This window comes from Ideonella dechloratans, from assembly GCF_021049305.1.
Taxonomy (GTDB): Bacteria; Pseudomonadota; Gammaproteobacteria; order Burkholderiales; family Burkholderiaceae_C; genus Ideonella; species Ideonella dechloratans.
The window spans coordinates 2,104,115-2,123,565 of sequence record NZ_CP088081.1 but is presented as its reverse complement, the minus strand read 5'-3'; the positions used below and the strand labels follow the sequence as shown (position 1 = coordinate 2,123,565).

At 67.5% G+C, this 19,451-nt stretch carries 19 protein-coding genes, 2 tRNA genes and 1 riboswitch; of the genes, 10 read left to right on the top strand and 11 right to left on the bottom strand.

Translation table 11 applies throughout. The annotated features are described in order from the left end of the window. Positions 1-39 precede the first annotated feature (39 nt). Positions 40-882 carry an AraC family transcriptional regulator gene (locus tag LRM40_RS09875; RefSeq protein WP_151125300.1) on the bottom strand — a complete coding sequence of 281 codons (843 nt, stop codon included), beginning with the start codon at positions 880-882 and terminating at the stop codon, positions 40-42. A gap of 87 nt (positions 883-969) precedes the next feature. Between LRM40_RS09875 and LRM40_RS09870 the strand changes: the two genes are divergently transcribed. Continuing rightward, positions 970-2,226, top strand: a complete 1,257-nt coding sequence (locus LRM40_RS09870; protein ID WP_151125299.1) for an MFS transporter — start codon at positions 970-972, stop codon at positions 2,224-2,226. A 24-nt stretch (positions 2,227-2,250) separates the two neighbouring features. Here LRM40_RS09870 and LRM40_RS09865 read toward each other — a convergent pair whose 3' ends face one another. Continuing rightward, a complete protein-coding gene (locus tag LRM40_RS09865; protein WP_151125298.1) occupies positions 2,251-3,144 on the bottom strand; it encodes an EamA family transporter in 894 nt (297 codons plus the stop codon). Between the two features lie 106 nt (positions 3,145-3,250). Between LRM40_RS09865 and LRM40_RS09860 the strand changes: the two genes are divergently transcribed. The 3 genes from LRM40_RS09860 to LRM40_RS09850 all read left to right on the top strand — a co-directional run bounded on the left by LRM40_RS09860 (position 3,251) and on the right by LRM40_RS09850 (position 4,414). After that, on the top strand, positions 3,251-3,742 hold the full coding sequence (locus tag LRM40_RS09860; RefSeq protein ID WP_151125297.1) for an Lrp/AsnC family transcriptional regulator: 492 nt from the start codon (positions 3,251-3,253) through the stop codon (positions 3,740-3,742). Positions 3,743-3,772: 30 nt separating this feature from the next. Next, on the top strand, positions 3,773-4,279 hold the full coding sequence (gene rraA / locus LRM40_RS09855; protein ID WP_151125296.1) for a ribonuclease E activity regulator RraA: 507 nt from the start codon (positions 3,773-3,775) through the stop codon (positions 4,277-4,279). Positions 4,280-4,337: 58 nt separating this feature from the next. Beyond that, positions 4,338-4,414: transfer RNA gene (locus tag LRM40_RS09850), tRNA-Pro, on the top strand. Between the two features lie 382 nt (positions 4,415-4,796). Here LRM40_RS09850 and LRM40_RS09845 read toward each other — a convergent pair. Next, on the bottom strand, positions 4,797-5,363 hold the full coding sequence (locus tag LRM40_RS09845; RefSeq protein ID WP_151125295.1) for a hypothetical protein: 567 nt from the start codon (positions 5,361-5,363) through the stop codon (positions 4,797-4,799). Between the two features lie 207 nt (positions 5,364-5,570). Here LRM40_RS09845 and LRM40_RS09840 point away from each other — a divergent pair, with 207 nt between their 5' ends. Then, positions 5,571-6,011 carry a hypothetical protein gene (locus LRM40_RS09840; protein ID WP_151125294.1) on the top strand — a complete coding sequence of 147 codons (441 nt, stop codon included), beginning with the start codon at positions 5,571-5,573 and terminating at the stop codon, positions 6,009-6,011. Here LRM40_RS09840 and LRM40_RS09835 read toward each other — a convergent pair. Continuing rightward, complete coding sequence (locus LRM40_RS09835) at positions 5,987-6,505, bottom strand: DUF4124 domain-containing protein (protein ID WP_170288936.1); 519 nt, start codon at positions 6,503-6,505, stop codon at positions 5,987-5,989. The two genes, LRM40_RS09840 and LRM40_RS09835, sit on opposite strands and share 25 nt — an antisense overlap. Before the next feature lie 105 nt (positions 6,506-6,610). On the opposite strand from LRM40_RS09835, the gene LRM40_RS09830 reads away from it, so the two are divergent. Then, positions 6,611-8,017 carry a DUF1800 domain-containing protein gene (locus tag LRM40_RS09830; RefSeq protein WP_151125292.1) on the top strand — a complete coding sequence of 469 codons (1,407 nt, stop codon included), beginning with the start codon at positions 6,611-6,613 and terminating at the stop codon, positions 8,015-8,017. Between the two features lie 34 nt (positions 8,018-8,051). Beyond that, on the top strand, positions 8,052-9,314 hold the full coding sequence (locus LRM40_RS09825; RefSeq protein WP_151125291.1) for a DUF1501 domain-containing protein: 1,263 nt from the start codon (positions 8,052-8,054) through the stop codon (positions 9,312-9,314). Between the two features lie 15 nt (positions 9,315-9,329). On the opposite strand, the gene LRM40_RS09820 is transcribed toward LRM40_RS09825, so the two are convergent. Beyond that, positions 9,330-9,902, bottom strand: coding sequence for a TMEM165/GDT1 family protein (locus LRM40_RS09820; protein WP_151125290.1), 573 nt, complete (start codon positions 9,900-9,902; stop codon positions 9,330-9,332). 5 nt (positions 9,903-9,907) lie between these two features. Further along, positions 9,908-10,084, bottom strand: a riboswitch (yybP-ykoY riboswitch). Between the two features lie 239 nt (positions 10,085-10,323). Here LRM40_RS09820 and LRM40_RS09815 point away from each other — a divergent pair. Beyond that, entirely contained in the window at positions 10,324-11,559 is a 1,236-nt protein-coding gene (locus LRM40_RS09815) for an acyltransferase family protein (protein ID WP_170288935.1), read from the top strand. A 152-nt stretch (positions 11,560-11,711) separates the two neighbouring features. Here LRM40_RS09815 and LRM40_RS09810 read toward each other — a convergent pair. After that, a tRNA-Arg gene (locus LRM40_RS09810) sits at positions 11,712-11,788 on the bottom strand. 138 nt (positions 11,789-11,926) lie between these two features. Here LRM40_RS09810 and LRM40_RS09805 point away from each other — a divergent pair. Then, positions 11,927-12,628, top strand: coding sequence for a hypothetical protein (locus LRM40_RS09805; protein WP_151125288.1), 702 nt, complete (start codon positions 11,927-11,929; stop codon positions 12,626-12,628). Positions 12,629-12,963: 335 nt separating this feature from the next. Further along, on the top strand, positions 12,964-14,691 hold the full coding sequence (locus LRM40_RS09800) for a type IV pilus assembly protein FimV (RefSeq protein WP_151125287.1): 1,728 nt from the start codon (positions 12,964-12,966) through the stop codon (positions 14,689-14,691). A 15-nt stretch (positions 14,692-14,706) separates the two neighbouring features. Here LRM40_RS09800 and LRM40_RS09795 read toward each other — a convergent pair whose 3' ends face one another. Genes LRM40_RS09795 through lptF form a run of 5 tightly spaced genes read right to left on the bottom strand, consistent with a single transcriptional unit; the run spans position 14,707 to position 19,425 of the window. Further along, a complete protein-coding gene (locus LRM40_RS09795; protein ID WP_151125286.1) occupies positions 14,707-15,870 on the bottom strand; it encodes a pyridoxal phosphate-dependent aminotransferase in 1,164 nt (387 codons plus the stop codon). Beyond that, positions 15,860-16,807 carry a CysB family HTH-type transcriptional regulator gene (locus LRM40_RS09790; protein ID WP_151125285.1) on the bottom strand — a complete coding sequence of 316 codons (948 nt, stop codon included), beginning with the start codon at positions 16,805-16,807 and terminating at the stop codon, positions 15,860-15,862. The genes LRM40_RS09795 and LRM40_RS09790 overlap by 11 nt, the downstream gene beginning before the upstream one ends. A 13-nt stretch (positions 16,808-16,820) precedes the next feature. Continuing rightward, positions 16,821-17,201, bottom strand: coding sequence for a sirohydrochlorin chelatase (locus LRM40_RS09785; protein ID WP_151125284.1), 381 nt, complete (start codon positions 17,199-17,201; stop codon positions 16,821-16,823). 5 nt (positions 17,202-17,206) lie between these two features. Next, entirely contained in the window at positions 17,207-18,322 is a 1,116-nt protein-coding gene (gene lptG, locus LRM40_RS09780; protein ID WP_151125283.1) for an LPS export ABC transporter permease LptG, read from the bottom strand. Further along, positions 18,319-19,425 (bottom strand): LPS export ABC transporter permease LptF, encoded by a 1,107-nt coding sequence (gene lptF, locus LRM40_RS09775; RefSeq protein WP_151125282.1) that lies wholly within the window; start codon positions 19,423-19,425, stop codon positions 18,319-18,321. Before lptF ends, lptG begins: the two co-directional genes overlap by 4 nt. Between the last annotated feature and the right edge of the window lie 26 nt (positions 19,426-19,451).

Below are 19,451 nucleotides of genomic sequence, written 5' to 3'. Positions count from 1 at the left end.
TTGAACTGAGGTGCAGGCCCGTGGGGCCGCTCGGGGCGTTCAGGCGCTGGCCAGGAACTGCCCGGGCGAGACGCCCACCGTCCGCTTGACCATGGCGCCGAAGGCGCTGGGGCTGCGGTAGCCCAGCTCGGTGGCGATCAGGTGCACGGGGCGGCCGCGGGCGGCCAGGGTCAGGGCCTGGGCCAGCAGCAGCTGCTGGCGCCATTGGCCGAAGGTGGTGCCGAGGTGCTCCCGAAACAAGCGGGCCAGGGTGCGCGGGCTGGCGGCCACCTCGGCGGCCCAGCCTTCCAGGTCGGCATGGCGCCCAGGCTGGGCCAGCATCTGCTCGCACAGGCGCCGCAGCCGGCGCTCGCCCGGCAGGGCCAGGCCCAGGGGCACGGGGCGGGCTCTCAGCAGCTCGTCGCGCACCAGCAGGGCCAGGGCCTGCTCGCGGGCCAGCGCCTCGGCCGAGAGCGTGGCCTGCTCGGACAGCAGGGCCAGGGCCTGCACCAGCTCGCGCAGCAGGGGGCTGACGGCCATGACCCGGCCCTCGGGCCAGTCCGGCAGCTGAGTGGCTTGTGGCGCGGCCAGGTAGACGGTGCGCAGTTCGACCCGCTCCACCGCGGTGACGCTGTGGGTGCGCCCCGGCGGGATCCAGACGGCCTGGGCGGGCGGCACCAGGTAGCTGGTGCCGCTGCCATCGGGGCGCAGCGTGCTGACCCGCAGCGTGCCCTCCAGCGAGAACACCAGTTGCGCCCAGGCGTGGTGATGCGGCTGGATGTCGGCCTGGCGGGCCAGCGGCCGGGCCTTGGCGCGCACCGGTCGGTCGGCGCTGGGGGCAAAGCGGCCCGGGTCCAGCGGGGGCAGGCTGGTGCGGCGCGCGGTGTCTGGGCGGCTGGACATGGGGTGGGCGGGCGATGTGGCTGGAATTCGACAGAAGTTGGCCAAGTATCGCCACTTTGCCGCAATGGCGCTGCCACCATGGCGAGCATGACCACCGCCACCCTGCCGCCCGGCACCACGCCCGGCACCCCTGGCACCTCCCAGGACGTCCGCATCATCGGCCTGATCGGCCTGGCCCACGGCACTTCGCACTTCTTCCATCTGCTGCTGCCGCCGCTGTTCCCGGCCTTCATCCGGGAGTTCGGCTTCAGCTACTCGGAGCTGGGCCTGCTGGTGACCACCTTCTTCGTGGTCTCGGGCATCGGCCAGGCGCTGTCGGGCTTTCTGGTGGACCGGGTGGGCGCGCGGCCCGTGCTCTGGGCCGCATTGACCAGCTTTGTCGCGGCTTCGCTGGCGGCGGCCAATGCCCATGGCATGGCGGGCCTGGCCCTGGCGGCGGCACTGGCCGGCCTGGGCAATGCGCCGTTCCATCCGGTGGACTTCACCATCCTGAACAAGCGGGTGTCGGCGCGCAACCTGGGCCACGCCTTCTCCGTTCACGGCATCACCGGCAACCTGGGCTGGGCCGCGGCGCCGGTGTTCAGCATCGGCCTGGCCAGTGCCTTCGGCAACTGGCGGGCGGCGTACTGGGGCACGGCCGTGGTCGCCCTGACCGTGCTGGCGCTGGTCATCTGGCAGCGGGACCTGCTGGACGACCGGCAGGGCAGTTGGACGCCGAAGAAGGGCGCGGCCCCCGCACCGGCCGAGCACCCGATGGCCTTTCTGCGCCTGCCCTCGGTGTGGCTGTGCTTCTCGTTCTTCTTCTTCACCACGGCCGCGCTGGCGGCGGTGCAGAGCTTTGCCAGCCCGGCGCTGACGGCGCTCTACGGCCTGCCCTTGGCGCGCACGGCCTTCGTGGTCACCGGCTACATGCTGTGCGGTGCGGCCGGCATGGTGGTGGGGGGCTTTCTGCTCAACCGCACCGAGCGTCTGGAGCGCAACATCGCGGTGGCCATGGTGCTGGCCGCGGGGCTGTTGGCGCTGGCAGGCAGCGGCTGGCTGCCCCCGCTGGCGGCGGCGGCCGTCACGGCGGTGGCCGGTTTCGGCACCGGGCTGGCCGGGCCCTCGCGCGACATGCTGATCAAGCAGGCCGCACCGCCGGGGGCGACCGGCCGCGTCTACGGTACCGTGTACTCGGGCCTGGACCTGGGCTTTGCCACGGCCGCGCCGATGTTCGGCGCGCTGATGGACCGCCAGTGGCCGGCGGCCGTGTTCTTCGGCGCCGCGCTGATGCTGCTGGCTGGCGTGCTGGCCGCCGGCAGCGTGGGCGCAGGGGTGGCGCGCCGGCGGTCGCAGGCAGCCTGAGGGCGGGAAGGGGCCGGTGGGCGCTCAGCGCCGCCCGGACACCAGCAGCACCACGCCCAGCAGCACCACGCCCACGGCCGACCACTCGAAGCCGCTGACATGCTCGCCCCCGACGGCCACGCCCAGCAGCATGGCGATCACCGGGTTGACGAAGGTGTAGCTGGAGGCCAGGCCTGACGGCGCACGGGCCAGCAGCACCATGTAGGCGTTGAAGGCGATCAGCGAGCCGAACACCACCAAGTAGGCCCAGGCGGCCAGGGCCACCGGCTGCGGCGGCCACTGGGGCGCCTCGCCAGACATCCAGGACAGGCCCAGCAGCACGGCACCGCCGCACAGCATCTCGCTGGCAAAGCCGGTGGCGCCAGGGGCCAGCGGCAGGCGGAACTGGCTCAGCACGCTGCCGATGGACCAGGTGACGCAGGCCACGGTGATGGCCACCAGGCCATGGGTGGAGGCCTGGAAGCCCGCGCCCTGGGTCAGCATCAGCACGCCGATCAGGCCCACGCCGATGCCCGCGGCCTCCATGCGCCCGGGCTTGAGGCCGAAGGCCAGGTTGGCCAAGGTGATCATCATCGGCACCACGGCGATGAAGGCGACGATGAGGCCGGAGCCCACGGTTTCCTCGGCCACGGCCGTGCCGCCCATGCCGCCGCCCAGCATCAGGGTGCCCACCACCAGCGCATGCAGCCATTCGCGGCGCGTGGGCCAGGGCTGGCCACGCCAGCGGGTCCAGGCCATCAGCAGGGCGCCGGCTGCCAGGAAGCGGCTGCCCATCTGGAAGAAGGGCGGGAAACTGATCAGCGCGAACTTGATCACCAGGTAGGTGGAGCCCCAGACCAGCCAGGTGGCGGCCAGGCAGGCCAGGATGAGCGGGCCCAGGCGGCTGTCGCGGGTGGGGGAGAGGGAGGCCGTGGTCATGTCCGCCATGTTAGGAGGGGGCAGGGCGGCGGGCGATGGGAATCTGAAGGTCATGGGTTCATCCGGCCTGCAAATTCCTGGTCTTGTGCATGCTAGGCTTTGAACCATGAGCACATCCCTGGCGCCGGACAGCTACGACACCCGCATCCTGGCCGAGCTGCAGGCCGACGCCCGGCTGAGCATGGCGGAGCTGGGCCGGCGGGTCCATCTCTCCCAGCCGGCGGTGACCGAACGCGTGCGCAAGCTGGAGGCGGCCGGCGTCATCTCCGGCTACCGCGCCACGGTGGACCTGCGGGCCCTGGGCTATGGCATCCGCGCCGTCATCCGCGTGGGGCGGGCCGAATACGCCCGCGTGGTGAAGCTGATCCAGCAGACGCCGGAGGTGGTCAGCGCCTACAACGTGACGGGCGAGGACAGCTGGGTGCTGGAGATCGCGGTCATCGACGTGGCCCATCTGGATGCGGTGGTCACCCGCTTCTGCCTGCTGGCCGAGACCAGCACCAGCATCATCCTGAACGCGGCGCGCGAGCACCAGGCCATGCTGCCGGCCCGTGCCGAGGATGTGAAACCGCCGATCCGCAAGATCCACAATGCCTGATCTGCCTTTGGAACCCTGGAGACGAACCTCATGAGCACTTCTGCCAAGGACTTTTCCACCTGCGACCTGTGCGACGCCCACAAGGGCGACAGCGACGGCGCCTTCCGCGTGCTGCCGCCGCTGTTCCGCGATTTCGGTGGGCTGACCCGCTTTGCCGGGCCGGTGAGCACCGTGCAGTGCCTGGACGACAACTCCCGGGTGCGCGAGGCCGTCAACTCGCCCGGCCAGGGCCGGGTGCTGGTGGTGGATGGCGCGGGCTCGCTGCGCCGCTCCCTGGTGGGCGGCAACCTGGGCAAGGCGGCGCAGGACAACGGCTGGGCTGGCGTGCTGGTCTATGGCGCGGTGCGCGATGCGGCCGAGCTGCGCGCCTGCCAGGTGGGCATCCGCGCCATGGCCTTGATGCCCCTGCCCACCGACAGGCGCGACCAGGGCCTGCGCGACGTGCCGGTGCAGATCGAAGGCGTCTGGGTGCGGCCGGGCGACTGGCTGTATGCGGACGAGGACGGCATCGTCGTGATGGCGACGCAGGCCGTCTGAGCACCGTGGAAGAACGGCGGCTGCGGCCACGTCTTGCGGCTACAATCGCGGGCTTCGTCGGGGTGTAGCGCAGTCTGGTAGCGCATCTGCTTTGGGAGCAGAGGGTCGGAGGTTCGAATCCTCTCGCCCCGACCACAAGAATCAACGGCTTGGCTCGCTTTGCGACCAGGCCGTTTTGTTTTCGGGTAACACGGGGGCACCGGGTCACTTACCCTGGGTGCTCGGGTGCACCGCTCAGTCGCCGCAGAAGTCTAGGCCAAGTCTCGTTCAAGGCTCTGGACGATGGGCGCTACCTTCTGGCCACTATTTGGTGACACTTCGTGAGCATCATCGCGGGTACCGCGTGCGACCACACTGCGGCCCCAACTGCCCAAGCGCTCAGGAAATGGCAGGCCTCGCATCCCGATTTATTCGTCAAGCGGATGGTCCATCACCCCGGGGGCAACGCTTGCCTCTTAAGATTTGGCGGCTCCGATAGATTTGCAAGGGTGCCGCGTCCAGCATGAACGCTTCCATGCTATGGGGCGCAATTGATTGCCCTCGTGTATCGGTTTAGTATATTGGTAACTTCAATTTCTCGCGTTGCTGTGCTAATTTCTCCGAACATGTCAATAAACCCATTGACTAAAGGTCGATCGGTGAAGCCGTGGGGTTCCTGTCTTGTCCAGCGTCTGCATGCTTCTTGAAGACTTGATTTGACAGAGGATCCATTGATGATCCAGTCCTCTGGAGGATTTGTCAGCTGCCTCCATCTGGCAAATGTCCAGAAGCGATATACCTCATCCGCCAGGTTGCCATGCTGCCAAGCCACGAACTCATCAAATTGCAAACTCCAGAAGCGGTCAAAAAATATATGAACTTCATAATCTTTCTCGATTGGAGGGATGGGTGTGGTTCTGGTCAGCAGCTTGGCGCGCTCCGCTTGCAAGGCGTCAAAGCGGCTATTTAAGCCAGAAAGAATGTCTGCTTGCTTCAGTTTCCTGCTCGTATGGAAGTTGATAGCAAGAGAAATTAATGAGAATATAAATGCCAAGCCGGCAAATGTGGCGCTGAATATATTGGCGTTGTCTTCATTAATAAACATTCAGGCAACCCCTTCCTCTTCGCTTCGATTACGCCACGATCGGGCAAGGGCAGCACGCCCTGACCCATCCATCTGCAGGCATTGCAGATGAGCTGATACCCACAACGCAAGGTGAAGGTCTTAGCTTGATCTCTCTCACACGCTGTTGCAAGCGTTGAGACGCTGACTGGCAGCAGTGGCAAGTGAAACAGGCAGCGGCCCCTCCACTTGCTGGCCGGACTGGTCGGCGTGCAGGAAAAGCTTGCGGATCCTGCGCCTATCTTCTCTGACCAGCTTGGGCCTCCCAGGCAAGGGGTGCCAGAGCTGCGCGCTTTCGTCCTGCTGATGCGCGGCCGATCGCTGTACCCGACATTTCGCGGACTCACCCAGGTCGGTCATTGGCTGGGGACTGCTCTGGCGCTGCTCTGCCTGGTGTGCGGGCTTGCCGCGTTCTTCTTCGGCAGCGGGGGAATGGGACTGTTGGGCCTTCTGGCTGGAAGCTCACTTGCGTTCTTCGTCTACATCGCGAGCCAAGTGCTGAAGGAAATGTGCCTCATGCTCGCAGACCTCAGTGATGCTGCGGTACGGTTGGCCGCCAAAGCGGAGAGTCGAAATCGCAACGAGAGCTGCTCATGGAGGCGGGCTCATTGGGGCGCCTGCTGCATCTGAGCCAGTTCTGCGCGCAGCTGGGTGAGGCGGGCCTGGTCGGCGTCGTTGAGGGCCTGGTACTTCGCGGCCACGGCCTGCATCTCGGTGCTCAGGCTCTGCTCCCAGGTCGCGCCGGCCAGGTTGTTCTTGGCTTGGGCCTTGCGGCTTTGAATTTCGGCCATCTCGTTCTGCATCCGGCGGTTGCGGTCGTCGATGGTGGCTTCCAGGTCGGAAATGCGTTGCTGCTGTTCCTTCAGCTTGCGCTCGCGCTCCATCCTGTGCACCCACTCCATCTCGGCCGCCACACCGGTGACGGAGGCTGCGGGCTGCGGCGCCACCGCCGGTCCGGCCCCCATCGCCGGTTTGACCTCCAGCTTCTGGCCACTGGCGCTGCTGGGGCAGGGCATCTGCTGGAACGACACCTTGCCATCGGCGCCCACGCACTTGTACTGGGCCGATGCGGCGCCGCCGAGCACGGCCAGTGCGGCGCAGATCGTCAACTTGAAACGCGGCATGATCTCCCTCGGGGCTGAACAGCCGGAATGATGACCATTTCGGCCACGGCGGTCCACCGGTGAGCCGGCTGGCACGTTGGGCATCAGAACGCTTGAGGGGCCACGATGAACGTGACGTTGGAAACCGCGCTCGCGGCGCACCGCTTCGGCCTGGGTGAGCCCGATCTGGCCGTGGTGGGCCCGGACCCCCGGCGCTGGCTGCTGGAACAGCTGGGGCCGGCCGATGCCCCCTGGGGCGAGGGCCTGCTGGATTCGGAGCAGACCCTGGAACTGCTCAAGCAGCGCAGCCGGCGCCTGGCGCAACTCAAGAAGATGCGGGGCCAGACCCAGGACGAGGCCGTGGCGCAGCCGCTGCGCGATGAAGCCATGGCCTATCGACGTCAGCAGCGCCTGCGGCTGGAGGCCAATCTGCGTTCCAGCCTGGGCACGGCCACCCGCTCCGCACGCCCCTGGAATGAGCGGCTGGTGATGTTCTGGGCCAACCACTTCACCGTGTCGGAGGCCTCCGGCAAATTGCATGGCCTGGCCGGCGCCTTCGAGCGCGAGGCCATCCGGCCGCATCTGGGGGGCCGCTTCAAGGACATGCTGCGGGCCACCACCTTGCACCCGGCCATGCTGCGCTACCTGGACAACCAGCGTTCGGTGGGGCCGCAGTCGCTGGCCGCACAGCACCAGCCCCAGGCGCGGTTGGGCCTCAACGAGAACCTGGCCCGCGAGGTGCTGGAACTGCACACCCTGGGGGCGGAGGTCAGCCGTGATCCGGCCCGTCCGGGCGGTTACACCCAGGCCGATGTCACCGCCTTTGCCCAGGTGCTGACGGGCTGGACCAGTGTGGACGATCCGCGCAGCGACAGCCCGACCCGCTTCGAGGCCCGGCGGCACCAGCCCGGGCCCAAGACGGTGCTCGGGCGCGTCTATCCGCAGGGGCCGCAGGCCCTCGATCGGGTGCTGGAAGACCTGGCCCTGCATCCCGCCACAGCCCAGCACCTGGCCCACAAGCTGGCCCGGCATGTGTTGGCCGACGAGCCGCCGCCCGCGCTGGTGGCGCGGCTGCGGCAGGCCTATCTCGACAGCGGCGGCGATCTGCGCGCCCTGCACGGAGCGCTGGTCCAGGCGCCCGAAGCCTGGGCGGCGCCGCAGCGCAAGCTCAAGACGCCGCAGGAGCATGCCCTGTCCTGCGCCCGCTTGCTGGGCCTGGACGTGCGCTGGCTCACCCCGCCGGCCGACGGCGGCATCGGCACCATGGGGCAGTCGCTGATGCGCGCACCGTCACCGGCCGGCTGGCCCGATGGCGCCGACGACTGGCTGGCCCCCGACGGGGTGTGGAAGCGCATTGAATGGACCCAGCGCCTGGCGGCCCGCTTCGGCGATGGCATGGACGCCCGCGCGCTGGCGACGCGGGCGCTGGGGCCGCTGCTGTCGGAGAACACCCGGCAGCAGGTCGAGCGTGCCGCGGACGGCACGCAGGCGCTGGTGCTGCTGATGATGTCGCCGGAATTCCAGCGCCGCTGATGCGCGCTGCCACAGGCTGCAACCGGAGTGACCCATGACACGGATGGATGAACTGAACCGCCGGCAGTGGCTGGGTGCCATGGCCGCGCTGGCTGCGACCGGCACGACGCGGCTGAGTTGGGCCGGCAGCGCTGGCCAGCAGCAAGGCCGTGTGGTCTTCGTCATCCTGCGCGGCGGGCTGGACGGCCTGTTTGCCGTGCCGGCCACCGGAGATCCCGCCTTTGCCGCGGCACGGGACCGCTTCACCGAACAGGCGGGTGCCCCCTTGCCGCTGGATGGCACCTTCGGCCTGCACCCGGCGCTGGCGCAGATGCACAGCCTCTACCGCGGCGGTGAACTGCTGGTGGTGCATGCCACCGGCCTGGCCTATCACCAGCGCTCGCACTTCGACGCCCAGCAGGTGCTGGAATCCGGTGGCGAACAGCCCGGTCAGCTGCGCGATGGCTGGCTGGGGCGGGCGCTGGCGGCCACGCGGCGCAGCGGCCTGGCCATGAGCACGGCTGTCCCGCTGGTGCTGCGGGGCTGGTCCGGGGTGGACACCTGGGCACCCTCGCACCTGCCATCCCCCTCGGACGATCTGCTGGCCCGTCTGCAGCGCCTCTACGCCGACGACGCGGCCCTGGGCCATGCGTTGAGCCGTGCCAAGGGCGTGCAGGCCGAGGTTGCTGCGGCGGCCTCGGCGGCCGGCGATGATCCGGCCAGCTTGAGCATGGCGCCCGGCAGCGGAGCCGAGCCCCGCCCGGGCATGGGGCCCGCCAAGGCAGGGGCGGGCGACTTTGTCGCCCTGTGTCAGGCTGCCGGCGCCCTGATGGCCCGGCCCGAAGGGCCCCAGGTGGTGGTGCTGGACGTCTCCGGCTGGGACAGCCATGCCGATCAGGCGGCGCCCAACGGCGCACTGACCCGGCGCCTGGGCGAACTGGACCAGGGGCTGGCCGCGCTGCGGGCCGCGATGATGGCCCCGGGCGCGGAGGATGCCTGGCAGCGCACCGCCGTGGTGGTGGCCACGGAATTCGGGCGCACGGTGGAGATCAACGGCACGCGGGGCACCGACCATGGCACCGGCGGGGCGGCCTGGGTGCTGGGCGGACGGGTGCAGGGCGGCCGGGTGCTGGCCGACTGGCCGGGGCTGGCGCCGGCCCAGCGCTTCGAGGGCCGAGACCTGCACATCACCCTGGACATCCGCTCGGTGCTCAAGGGCGTGCTGGGCCCTCAGTTGGGGCTGGGCGACCGGGTGCTGGGCGACCAGGTCTTTCCGGGCAGTGCCGCCCTCAAACCTACCCCGCTGTGGCGGGCCTGAGCCGCCCGCCGGGGCTCAGAACAGGTGGCCGACGTTGAGCAGCGTCAGCACACCCAGCACCGCAAAGATTAGCGCGGCGATGCCGTGCACCAGGGGCATGGAGAGCTTGCGTGCGAGCTTGTCGCCCAGGAACACGGCCGGCACATCGGCCAGCATCATGCCCAGGGTCGTGCCGGCCACCACCGGCACCAGCTGCTCGTAGCGGGCGGCCAGGGCCACGGTGGCGATCTGGGTCTTGTCGCCCATCTCGGCCAGGAAGAAGGCCAGCACGGTGGTGCCGAACACGCCAAAGCGCTGGCGGCCATCGGCCGCCTCCTCATCGGCCTTGTCCGGGATCAGCATCCAGCCCGCCATGGCGATGAAGCCGATGCCAATCACCCAGCGCAACAGCGACGGGCCCAGCTGGGCGGCAATCCAGGTGCCCACCGCACCCGCCGCAGCGTGGTTCAGGATGGTGGCGGTGAAGATGCCCAGGATGATGGGCAGGGGGCGCTTGAACTTGGCCGCGAGCAAGAAGGCCAGCAACTGGGTCTTGTCGCCCATTTCGCCCAGGGTGACCACCCCGGTCGAGATCAGAAATGCTTCCATGAGAGAGGTCCAGGGGCCGGCGGCTGCGCAATGACCACGCGACATCTCCGGCCCTCCAGAGGTCACGCAGTCAAAGGTCTTGCCAGGCGGATGGGCTGTCGACGCCATGGCCATCGCGGCCAAGTGTGTTGACGTCGACCCCTGCGGGTGGTGCAGGGCGGCTACTCCCCAATGACGAGGCGCGACTATAGCCGAAGAGTCGTTGACCGGCGCGCGGCGGCGGCGGGACGGGTGCCATGCGTGCCGCATCCGGGATGTGAGTTCAAACCAAGAGCTTGCGGGTGTTCGATACGCCTCTTGTTTTGGCCGCTGGCTGTGCCGGCGCTCATCCATTTAATGGATGCAGGCGGCGCTCCGCAGGCGGATCGTGTTTTTCCTGCCTCGCTCAGTGCTACTGTGGACGGCATTGCAAGCCGGACACTTGAAGTATCTCGTCTCGGCTGATCCATGGCCTGCGAGGGATACTTTGATTGCCGGAAAATCGAGAATGGATGTGCCAGCCGTGAAGAGGTTTCACGGTCTGGATCTGCTGCGTGGTCTCGCCGCCATGACGGTGATCTTCTGGCATTGGGTTCACTTCTTTTTCGAGGGAACCCAATATGGAGGGCAGCCGAAGCAGATATTCCCGCTTTATCAAGTGCTTTTCCCTTTCTATGAAAAAGGGTTCAAGGCGGTCGATCTGTTCTTCACCATTTCTGGTTTTGTCTTCTTCTTCATGTATCGGGACATGATCAGAGGCGGGAAGATCACGGCTTCTCAGTTCTTCGTGTTGAGGTTTTCCAGGCTCTACCCGCTGCATCTGTTGTCGCTGATGCTCGTGATCGCGCTGCAGCATGGGTACGAGTCCATTCATCTTTCAAGCTTCGTCTACAGATTCAACGACCTCAAACACTTCATCCTGAGCCTGCTGCTCCTGCAGTCGTGGGGCGTGGAGAGCGGCGAGTCCTTCAATGGCCCGTCCTGGTCGGTCTCTGTCGAGGCCTTTCTCTACTGCGTCTTCTTCGTCTTCGCCCTCAGGGTGAGGGCCGGATTCATCGGCACCTGGCTGATTGCCCTGTGCTTCTTTGTCGGGGTGGATGCCTTGTACCATCCCTTCGCCCGGGGGCTGGGTTCCTTCTTCTTTGGCGGCGCGGCCTTCTTGGCCTATGAGTACATCGCTGGCCATGCGTGCAGAGATGCTGTCGAACGGGGGCTGGCCTGGATGGCGCCGCTGCTTTGGATGGTCACGTTCCTCTTGATGGGATTCTCGTTCGGCGCCTTTGGCGACTGGAGCAGCCAGGTGCATCCCCCCTGGATTCAGAAGGCGGCCTCGTTCCTGTCGAAGGTCTGGCCCAACATGGTTCTCTTCCCCGTCACCATTCTTTCGATGGCGCTTTCGGAGAACAGGCTGAAAGCATACTTTTCGAAGGGATCATATCTGGGCGATATTTCCTACTCGATCTACCTGCTTCATTTCCCGCTGCAGATTATCTTCGTTCTGGTTTTCTCGGGGCTTGGGTTTGGGCAGGAGGTCTTCACGAGCGCCTACATGCTGCTGCTGTTCATTCTGCTGCTCATCGTCGTTGCAGGGTTCTCGTTCCGATATTTCGAAAGACCCGCCCAGGAACTCATCCGGCGAACATCCCGCAACCTCTTTGGCCATGGGCGGGCCATCTAGCATGCGGCGGGGGTGAAGGGCCATCGCATGTCCGGGGCCGCCGTGCCTGCGCTGCGCTGACGCAGCCTCACTGCTTGATCCGTTCGTTGCGGACTTCCTGACCGGGCGCCAGAAACAATCCCGATGTCTGTGGATTCGCCTGGTCCGTGATGTGGCCTGCCCGGAGGGACTCGAACCCCCGACCTGCTGCTTAGAAGGCAGCTGCTCTATCCAGTTGAGCTACGGGCAGCAGCGGCGCGGATTCTAAGGCCCAAGCCCATCCCCGATCCTTGTCGCCATCAACACAGCGCCGGCGGGACGGGCAGCGCATACACTCGTCGCATGGATGGTTTCCTCTTCGCCCTGTGCAAGGCGGTCCGGAGTTGGCATGCCACGACGCTTGCGTGACTGGCTGTTCGGCCGGCGAGGCCGTGCCCATTGGCAGGAGATCGCCCAGTGGGGAGAGGCGCAGGGCTGGCAGTTCAAGACCACGCCGGCGCGCGACGGCTTCGTGATGGAGCGGGCGGGCGCCGACGGCAGTGTCCGCATCGAGTGGGGGCCGTCACAGCGCCGCTACCTGGGCAAGTGGGAGCTGCGGCTGAGGGCGGAAACGGGGTTGGACCCCCAGGCCTACGCCTTGCTGATGCCCCGGGTGATGATGGAGGGGCTCGAGCGTGAGGTGTTCGTCCAGTTCACCGGCGGCGTGCAGACGCGCCTGGACGAGGAGACCCCGGAAGAGATGCGCTGGCTGGCCATGAGCCCACGCCTGGGTTCAACACAGATGGGTGGCCTGAAGTCCTGGTTTGCCGCGGTGGGCAACAACGTGGACTGGCTCACGGGCTGGCTGCACAGCGGCTTGGGCGACAGATTGCTGCATTGGGGCCGTCTGGCAGACGAAGCCAACGCGGCCGGTTCCGCCGCCGGGCAGCTGCCCACCTTTGCGCTGCTGGTGTACCGCGGTCACCTGGTGATGCGTCGGGCCTTGTCCGATCCGGAGGTTTCGACGATCCGTGAGAGCCTGACCCTGTTCGACGAGGCCTTGAGGGAAGTCCGCATGCGCCGTGACGGCCTCGAGGACGCCGCGCCCTGATGCAACGCAAGCCCGGGGTGGATGACCGCACGGGGATAGGCGGCCTTTCGGTCCGATGTTCAACGGAATGATCCGGGCGGTGCGTGCCGCACAATGGCATGGAGCCTGAAGTCCGGGGTTCTTTCTGCAACTGTGACAGCGTTGCGCTGACGTAACTGGCGAATTGCGTCACTCTGTTTACGTCTGGTTGCATGCTAGAGTCAAACCGTGAATGGCCAGCGTGGCCAACCCCCAAGATGAAAAGAAACAGGGTTCCGGAACTTCTGCTGACCTGCCTGGCATGGGCAGCCGCGACGACTGCGCAGGGTGCCAGCCTGGGTGTACCGCAAGGACAGGTGGTTCTGGGCCAGACGCTGCGGGTGTGGGTGCCGCTGGAGGGCGATGGTGACAGTCCCATCGCGCCGGGTTGCGTCACGGCGGCTGTGCAGGCTGGCGACGCGAACCTGCCATCCAACCAGGTGCGGGTGAAGTTGGTGGCCCGCAACGAACCCGGGCAGTGGATGGTCCAGGTTTCCACAACCTCCCCGGTGGAGGAACCGGTGCTGCAATTGACCTTGGGCACCGGTTGCATGGGTAAGTTGTCCCGGCAGTATGTGCTGCTGGCGGATCCGCCTTCCCAATTGACCGATGCCCCGGCGGCTGCCGCACCTGTGCGGGGAGCCGCCCCCGAAGTGACCGAGTTGCCGAAGGTGGCGGTGCCTGCCGCCTCCGTGCCGCGCAAGCACCGCTCGACCTCCGTGGCCAGCACCCGTGCCCGGCCGGTGGAAGAGGGCGCCGTGCCTCCTCACAAGAAAGCGGCGGCCGCCAGCCGCCCGCATCTGCAGTTGGAGGCCGTGGAACCGCCAGCCGTGGCTCCGCTGGCGGCCAGCGCCGCGGCTTCGATCGCCGCGCCGGCCTCGGCCGCGGCCAGTGCGGTGGCCAACCTGGCGGCTGCTCCAGCGGCATCCGCTGCGTCGGCCGACGCTGCCTTGCAGGCCCTGCGCCGCAGCTCCGAGGCCATGCGTCTGGCCAACGAGGACCTGCGCCGACGCCTGGAGGCGTCCGAGCAGCGCAACACCTGGCTCCTGTTGGGCCTGGGCGGAGTGATCCTGGCCCTGGGCGTGGGTGGCGTGCTGCTCTGGCAGCGCCAGAAGGCCCTGATGCAGTCCCGCCCCTGGTGGTCCGACGACCAGAACCTGCGCCGCGTGCCGGCGGTCAAGCCGGACGAACCGGAGGACGAGGCCGACGACTGGGCCCACTCCGATGCACACGCGTCCGAGCCACCGGCCAAGAGTTCCGGATTTTCCGCGCCCAGCGAGTGGGCCCGGGAGACCCCTGCGGTGGCCGGTGATGAAACCATGCCGCTGCCGGATGCCGGGTCGGTGCCCGCGGTGGTGAGTGCGCCCATCGCGTTCTCGCACACCGATGCCCCCACGGCCGGGGCGTTCAATCCCAGTGCCACCATGACCTTCGGGCCGGTGGACGCGCCGCGCGAGGTGTCTGTCGAAGAACTGCTCGATCTGGAGCAGCAGGCGGATTTCTTCATCGCGCTGGGGCAGGAGGACGCCGCGGTCGAGGTGCTGATGTCGCACCTGCGCAGCACCGGTGGACAGAGCCCGCTGCCGTACACCAAGTTGCTGGAGATCTACCGCCGCCAGGGCGACCGCAGCGCCTACGAGCGCGTGCGTGCGCGGTTCAACCGCCGCTTCAATGCCTACGCGCCCGATTGGGATCTCGGTCCCATGCATGGCCGGACGCTGGAGGACTACCCGGAAGCCGTGGCCGAGATCGAGGCAGCCTGGAAGTCGCCGCTGGATGCCATGGCGGTGCTGGAGGGCATGCTCTTCCGCCGCGACGAAACCCGCGAGCTGTTCGACCTGCCGGCCTACCGGGATCTGCTGGTGCTGTACGCCATCGCCCGGGATCTGTGGCAGGCGGCCGGCGGTCAGCAGGACCAGGTGGACCTGCTGCTGCCGATGTTCGAAACCGCTTCCGCCGCCGCGCCCGATATGGACTCCGTCCACCTGGATCTCGACCTGGAAGCGCCGGCCACCCCGCCGGCTTCGGACAAGCCGAAGTCCTGAGGCCTCTTCCCGGGCTCAGAGGGCCTGCAGCCGCGCCAGGGCCCGGGTCAGGGTCTCATCCTGCTTGGCAAAGCAGAACCGGATGAGCGGGCGCTTCGGAGGCTCTGCGTAAAAGGCCGACAGCGGAATGGCGGCCACGCCTGCGTGCTCGATCAGCCACTGGCAGAAGGCTGCATCGCCCAGATCGCTGATGGCGCTGTAGTCCACGCACTGGAAGTAGGTGCCCTCGCAGGGCAGCAGTTGGAAGCGGGTCGTGGCCAGACCCTGGCGAAAGAGATCGCGCTTGCGTTGGTAGAAGGCCGGCAGATCGCGGTAGGGCGCCGGATCCGCCAGATAGGCGGCCAGCCCGTGCTGCATCGGGGTGTTCACCGTGAACACATTGAACTGATGCACCTTGCGAAATTCGGCCATCAGCGGCGCGGGTGCGGCCACGTAGCCCACCTTCCAGCCGGTCACGTGGAAGGTCTTGCCGAAGCTGGACACCACGATGCTGCGGGCGGCCAGTTCCGGGTCGCCGCTGACGCTGGCATGCGGCCGGCCCTCGAACACCATGTGTTCATAGACCTCGTCGGACAGCACGAGGATGTCGGTGGGGCGCAGCAGGTCCCGCAACTGGGCGCGTTCGTCTTCGGTCCACACCATGCCCGAGGGGTTGTGGGGCGTGTTGATGATCAGCAGCCGCGTGCGCGGCGTGAGGGCCGCGGCCAGGCGGTCGAAGTCCACATGCAGGGACTGAGGGTCCAGCGGCACCCGCACCGTGCGGGCGCCCGCCAGGGTGATGGACGGCTCGTAGCTGTCATAGCAGGGTTCCAGCACCACCACCTCGTCACCCGGCTGCACCAGGGCCAGCACGGCGGTCAGGATGGCCTGCGTGGCGCCTGCGGTCACCGTGATGTCGCTGCCCGGGTCGTAATGATGGCCGTGGATGGCCGCGATCTTGCCGGCGATGGCCTCGCGCAGCGCCGGCACGCCGGCCATGGGCGGGTACTGGTTGTGCCCCTCGCGCATGGCCCGGTTCACGGCGTCCAGCAGGGCCGGGTCGCCCTGGAAGTCCGGGAAGCCCTGGCCCAGGTTCACCGCGTCATGCTGCTGGGCCAGGGCCGACATCACGGTGAAGATGGTGGTCCCGACCTGGGGCAGGCGGGACTGGACAGGCGGGGTGCGGGGATCAAAGCTCATAACTGTCTCCGGAACTGCTGTTCATGGCCCGCTCGATCAGGTGACGCGAGAGGCGGTCGGAAAGCAGTTCGGCGAAGGAAAGCACATAGCTGCGCAGGTAGGCCCCGCGGCGGAAGGCCACGCGGGTGGTGTTGGTGCCGAAGAGGTGGGCCGCCGGCCTGCTGACCAGATCGCCGTTGGGCGGCTCCGTGGCCATGGCCATCTCGGCCACCACGCCCACGCCCAGGCCCGAGCGCACATAGGTCTTGATCACGTCCGAGTCGATGGCTTCCAGCACGATGTTGGGCGTGAGTCGGCGCTGGGCAAAGGCCTGGTCGATGCGCTTGCGGCCGGTGAAGGCCGCCTGGTAGGAGATCAGGGGCAGCTCGGCCAGTTGCTCCAGGCTGGGGCGTTCCACGGTGGCCAGCGGATGGTCGTGCGGCATCACGATCACATGCTGCCATTCGTAGCAGGGCAGGGTGACCAGTTCCTCGACATCGGCCAGCGATTCGGTGGCGATGCCGATGTCGGCCGTGTCGTCCAGCAGCATCTGCGCCACCTGCTCGGGCGTGCCCTGGTGCAGGCTGATCTTCACCTTGGGCAGGCGCTTGCTCAGCTGGGCCACGGCGTCGGGCAGGATGTAGCGGGCCTGGGTGTGGGTGGCGGCAATCGACAGCCGGCCCGCGTCCTGCTTGGAGAACTCTTCACCGATGCGCTTGAGGTTGGCCACCTCGCGCAGGATGATCTCGACCGACTTCAGCACCTCCAGTCCCGGTTCGGTGACGCGCTTGAGACGCTTGCCGTGCCGCACGAAGATGTCCACGCCCAGTTCCTCCTCCAGCTCCAGAATGGCCTTGGAGATGCCGGGCTGGGAGGTGTAGAGCGCCTTGGCGGTTTCGGTCAGGTTGAGGTTGCGGCGCACCGCCTCCTGGACGAATCGGAACTGGTGCAGGTTCATCGCGGGGCGTTGTTCAGCGCGGGGAAGTGGGCGGGTCCAGCGCGGCCAGGGCCATGGCTTCGATGACCCGGGGCGACTCGCCCACGGCCGGTCGCAGTTGCCAGGTCACCCGGGGGTGGCGCTGCTGCAGGGTCGCCGTGCGCGCGGGGAGGTCCTTGCGGACATGGCCACCGGCCCCCAGGAAGAGCGGCACGATCTCGATGTCGGTGCAGCCCTGGGCCACCAGATCGTCTCCGGCCTCCTCCAGCGTGGGGGCCAGGAATTCCAGGAAGGCGAGCCGCACCGGCCGGTCGGGCTGCTCGGCCCGAACCCGGTCGACCGTGTCGTGCAAGGGGGCGGCCCAGCCCGGGTCGCGGGCGCCATGGGCAAAGAGGATGAGTCCGCGCAGGGTCATGGGGGTCAGCGGTAACGCACCAGCCAGGTGAAGGCGGCCAGCGACAGCCCCAGGTACAGCAGGCTGGGCAGGGACGAGGCGAGCCAAGGGGTCCAGGCATGCAGCAGGCCCAGGTGGCCCACCACATTGTTGAGCAGCACGAAGCTGATGCCCAGCATGATGCCGCCGAAGACCTTCAGGCTGATGCCGCCGGAGCGGGCATGCAGATAGCCGAAGGGCAGGGCCAGCGCCACCATCACGATGCAGGCGAAGGGGTAGAAGACGCGCTTCCAGAACTGCAGTTCGTAGCGCTGGGAAGTCTGCGCCTGATCGCTCAGGTGCTGGCTGTAGCGCCAGAGCTCGACGGTGGACATGGAGTCGATGGGCGAGATGGCGGCCGACACCAGGCCGATGTCCAGCGTCGTGGGCCAGTCCATCTTCGGCAGTTCCTGCACGGCCAGCGGCTGGTCGAACGAGGCCGGCCAGCGGGTCACGCTGACTTTCTCCAGGTGCCAGACCGCACCCTCGCGGCCGCTGTCGGCCACGCCACGATCGGCCTCGATGCGGGAGATCAGCTGCCCGTCGGCATCGTGTTCGAAGATGCGGATGCCCCGCATGACATCGTGGCCCTCGCTCTTGCGCACATTGATCGAGTAGTTGCGCTCGCCCTGCGGCGTGTTGCGCCGCTCCTTCAGCCAGGCCCCGGCCTTGGAGGACCAGACGCTGGTGCCCCGCTGCTTGGAGCGCAGTTCGCTGGCGCGCTGTTCGCTGAAGGGGGCGACGTACTCCCCGATGATGAAGGTGAGCGCGCCCAGCAGCAGGCCCAGGCCCAGCAGCAGGATCAAGGCGCGTTCCGGCCCCAGGCCGGCCGTGCGCAGGATGGTGAATTCGGACGACTGGGCCAGCCGTGCCATCGCGTAGATGGTGCCGATCAGCACCGCGATGGGGCCCAGCTCATAGAGACGCCCCGGCATGGACAGCCCCGCCGACAGCAGGGCCCGGCCGAGCGTGTAGCCATCCTTGCCCACCCGCCCCAGTTCGTCCAGGAAGTCGATGAAGAAGAACAGGGCCAGAAAGGCCAGGGCGACGAAGAAGACCGACCACAGCACGTCGCGGTAGATCAGCTTGCGGACGGTCTTCATGCCTGGCCCCCCTGCACGGCGCGACGCGCAGCGCGCCAGCGCGTGACGGTGGCATGGTCGCGCCACCAGATCAGGGCCAGGGCACCGCCCAGGGCCAGGCCGTGAAGGGTCAGCAGCGTGGGCACGATGTGGACCTTGCCCGCACTCACCCAGGCCTGGCTCAGGTTCACCAGGTTGAAATAGACCAGAAAGCCCAGCAGGGCCAGCAGCAGGTTCCAGTTGCCGGGCCGCCGCGGGTTGGTGGCTGCGGCGCCAATGCCCAGCAGCGACAGGTTGATGCCCCCCAGCAGCAGGCCCATGCGCCAGGTCAGCTCGCCCATGTTGGCGGCGGTGGGGTCGCGCAGCAGGCCCAGGGTGTCGATGGCCTTGGGGGGCAGGGCGGAGGTGTTCGGCGCCGGTCGATCATCGACCAGCAGCCGGAAGCGCTCGAACTGCATGCGGTTGTTCTCGTTGCTCTTGGCGTCGTGTTCGTTGCGGTGGCCCACGTCCAGCACCAGCGTGCGCCCCTGGGCGCTGTTCTCGATGTGGCCACTGTGGGCCGTGGTCACCGATTCCGTGTCCTTCTTGGTGGTGAGCAGGAACACATTGCGGGCCACGCCCGCCGAGTCGCCGTTGCGCTCGATGAAGAAGACGCGGCTGCCGTCCGAGGAGCTCTGGAAGGCCCCCGGGGCCACGCGAGACAGGTCCGAGCGCTGCTCGTAGCGCGTCTTGATCTCGGCGGTCTGCTGGTTGACCCAGGGCCACACCACCAGCACCAGCACCCCCAGGCCGGCATAGACCGGCCAGGCCATGCGCAGCACCGGGCGGATGAAGCGGTCCAGCCCCACGCCAGCGCTGAACCAGATGGCCATCTCGCTGTCGCGGTACATCCGCCCCAGGCTGAGCACCACCGCGACGAACAGCGACAGCGCCAGCATCAGCGGCAGCTGGCCGGCGGCATTGAAGCCCAGCACCAGGGCCACATCCTGCGGCGACACTGAGCCATTGGCGGCCAGGCCCAGGGTGCGGATCAGCATCATGGTCATCACGATGGTGAGGATGACCACGAGGGTGGCGCCGAAACTGCGGGCCAGTTCCTTGCGGACGGTTGAATCGAATAACATCAAAAGCTCATTTCAATCGAGACGGA

Coding starts and splice junctions, on each gene's coding strand:
- LRM40_RS09875 (WP_151125300.1), bottom strand. CDS start 882: ATGTCCAGCCGCCCAGACACCGCGCGCCGCACCAGCCTGCCCCCGCTG.
- LRM40_RS09870 (WP_151125299.1), top strand. CDS start 970: ATGACCACCGCCACCCTGCCGCCCGGCACCACGCCCGGCACCCCTGGC.
- LRM40_RS09865 (WP_151125298.1), bottom strand. CDS start 3,144: ATGACCACGGCCTCCCTCTCCCCCACCCGCGACAGCCGCCTGGGCCCG.
- LRM40_RS09860 (WP_151125297.1), top strand. CDS start 3,251: ATGAGCACATCCCTGGCGCCGGACAGCTACGACACCCGCATCCTGGCC.
- rraA (WP_151125296.1), top strand. CDS start 3,773: ATGAGCACTTCTGCCAAGGACTTTTCCACCTGCGACCTGTGCGACGCC.
- LRM40_RS09845 (WP_151125295.1), bottom strand. CDS start 5,363: ATGTTTATTAATGAAGACAACGCCAATATATTCAGCGCCACATTTGCC.
- LRM40_RS09835 (WP_170288936.1), bottom strand. CDS start 6,505: ATGCCGCGTTTCAAGTTGACGATCTGCGCCGCACTGGCCGTGCTCGGC.
- LRM40_RS09830 (WP_151125292.1), top strand. CDS start 6,611: ATGAACGTGACGTTGGAAACCGCGCTCGCGGCGCACCGCTTCGGCCTG.
- LRM40_RS09825 (WP_151125291.1), top strand. CDS start 8,052: ATGACACGGATGGATGAACTGAACCGCCGGCAGTGGCTGGGTGCCATG.
- LRM40_RS09820 (WP_151125290.1), bottom strand. CDS start 9,902: ATGGAAGCATTTCTGATCTCGACCGGGGTGGTCACCCTGGGCGAAATG.
- LRM40_RS09805 (WP_151125288.1), top strand. CDS start 11,927: ATGCCACGACGCTTGCGTGACTGGCTGTTCGGCCGGCGAGGCCGTGCC.
- LRM40_RS09795 (WP_151125286.1), bottom strand. CDS start 15,870: ATGAGCTTTGATCCCCGCACCCCGCCTGTCCAGTCCCGCCTGCCCCAG.
- LRM40_RS09790 (WP_151125285.1), bottom strand. CDS start 16,807: ATGAACCTGCACCAGTTCCGATTCGTCCAGGAGGCGGTGCGCCGCAAC.
- LRM40_RS09785 (WP_151125284.1), bottom strand. CDS start 17,201: ATGACCCTGCGCGGACTCATCCTCTTTGCCCATGGCGCCCGCGACCCG.
- lptG (WP_151125283.1), bottom strand. CDS start 18,322: ATGAAGACCGTCCGCAAGCTGATCTACCGCGACGTGCTGTGGTCGGTC.
- lptF (WP_151125282.1), bottom strand. CDS start 19,425: ATGTTATTCGATTCAACCGTCCGCAAGGAACTGGCCCGCAGTTTCGGC.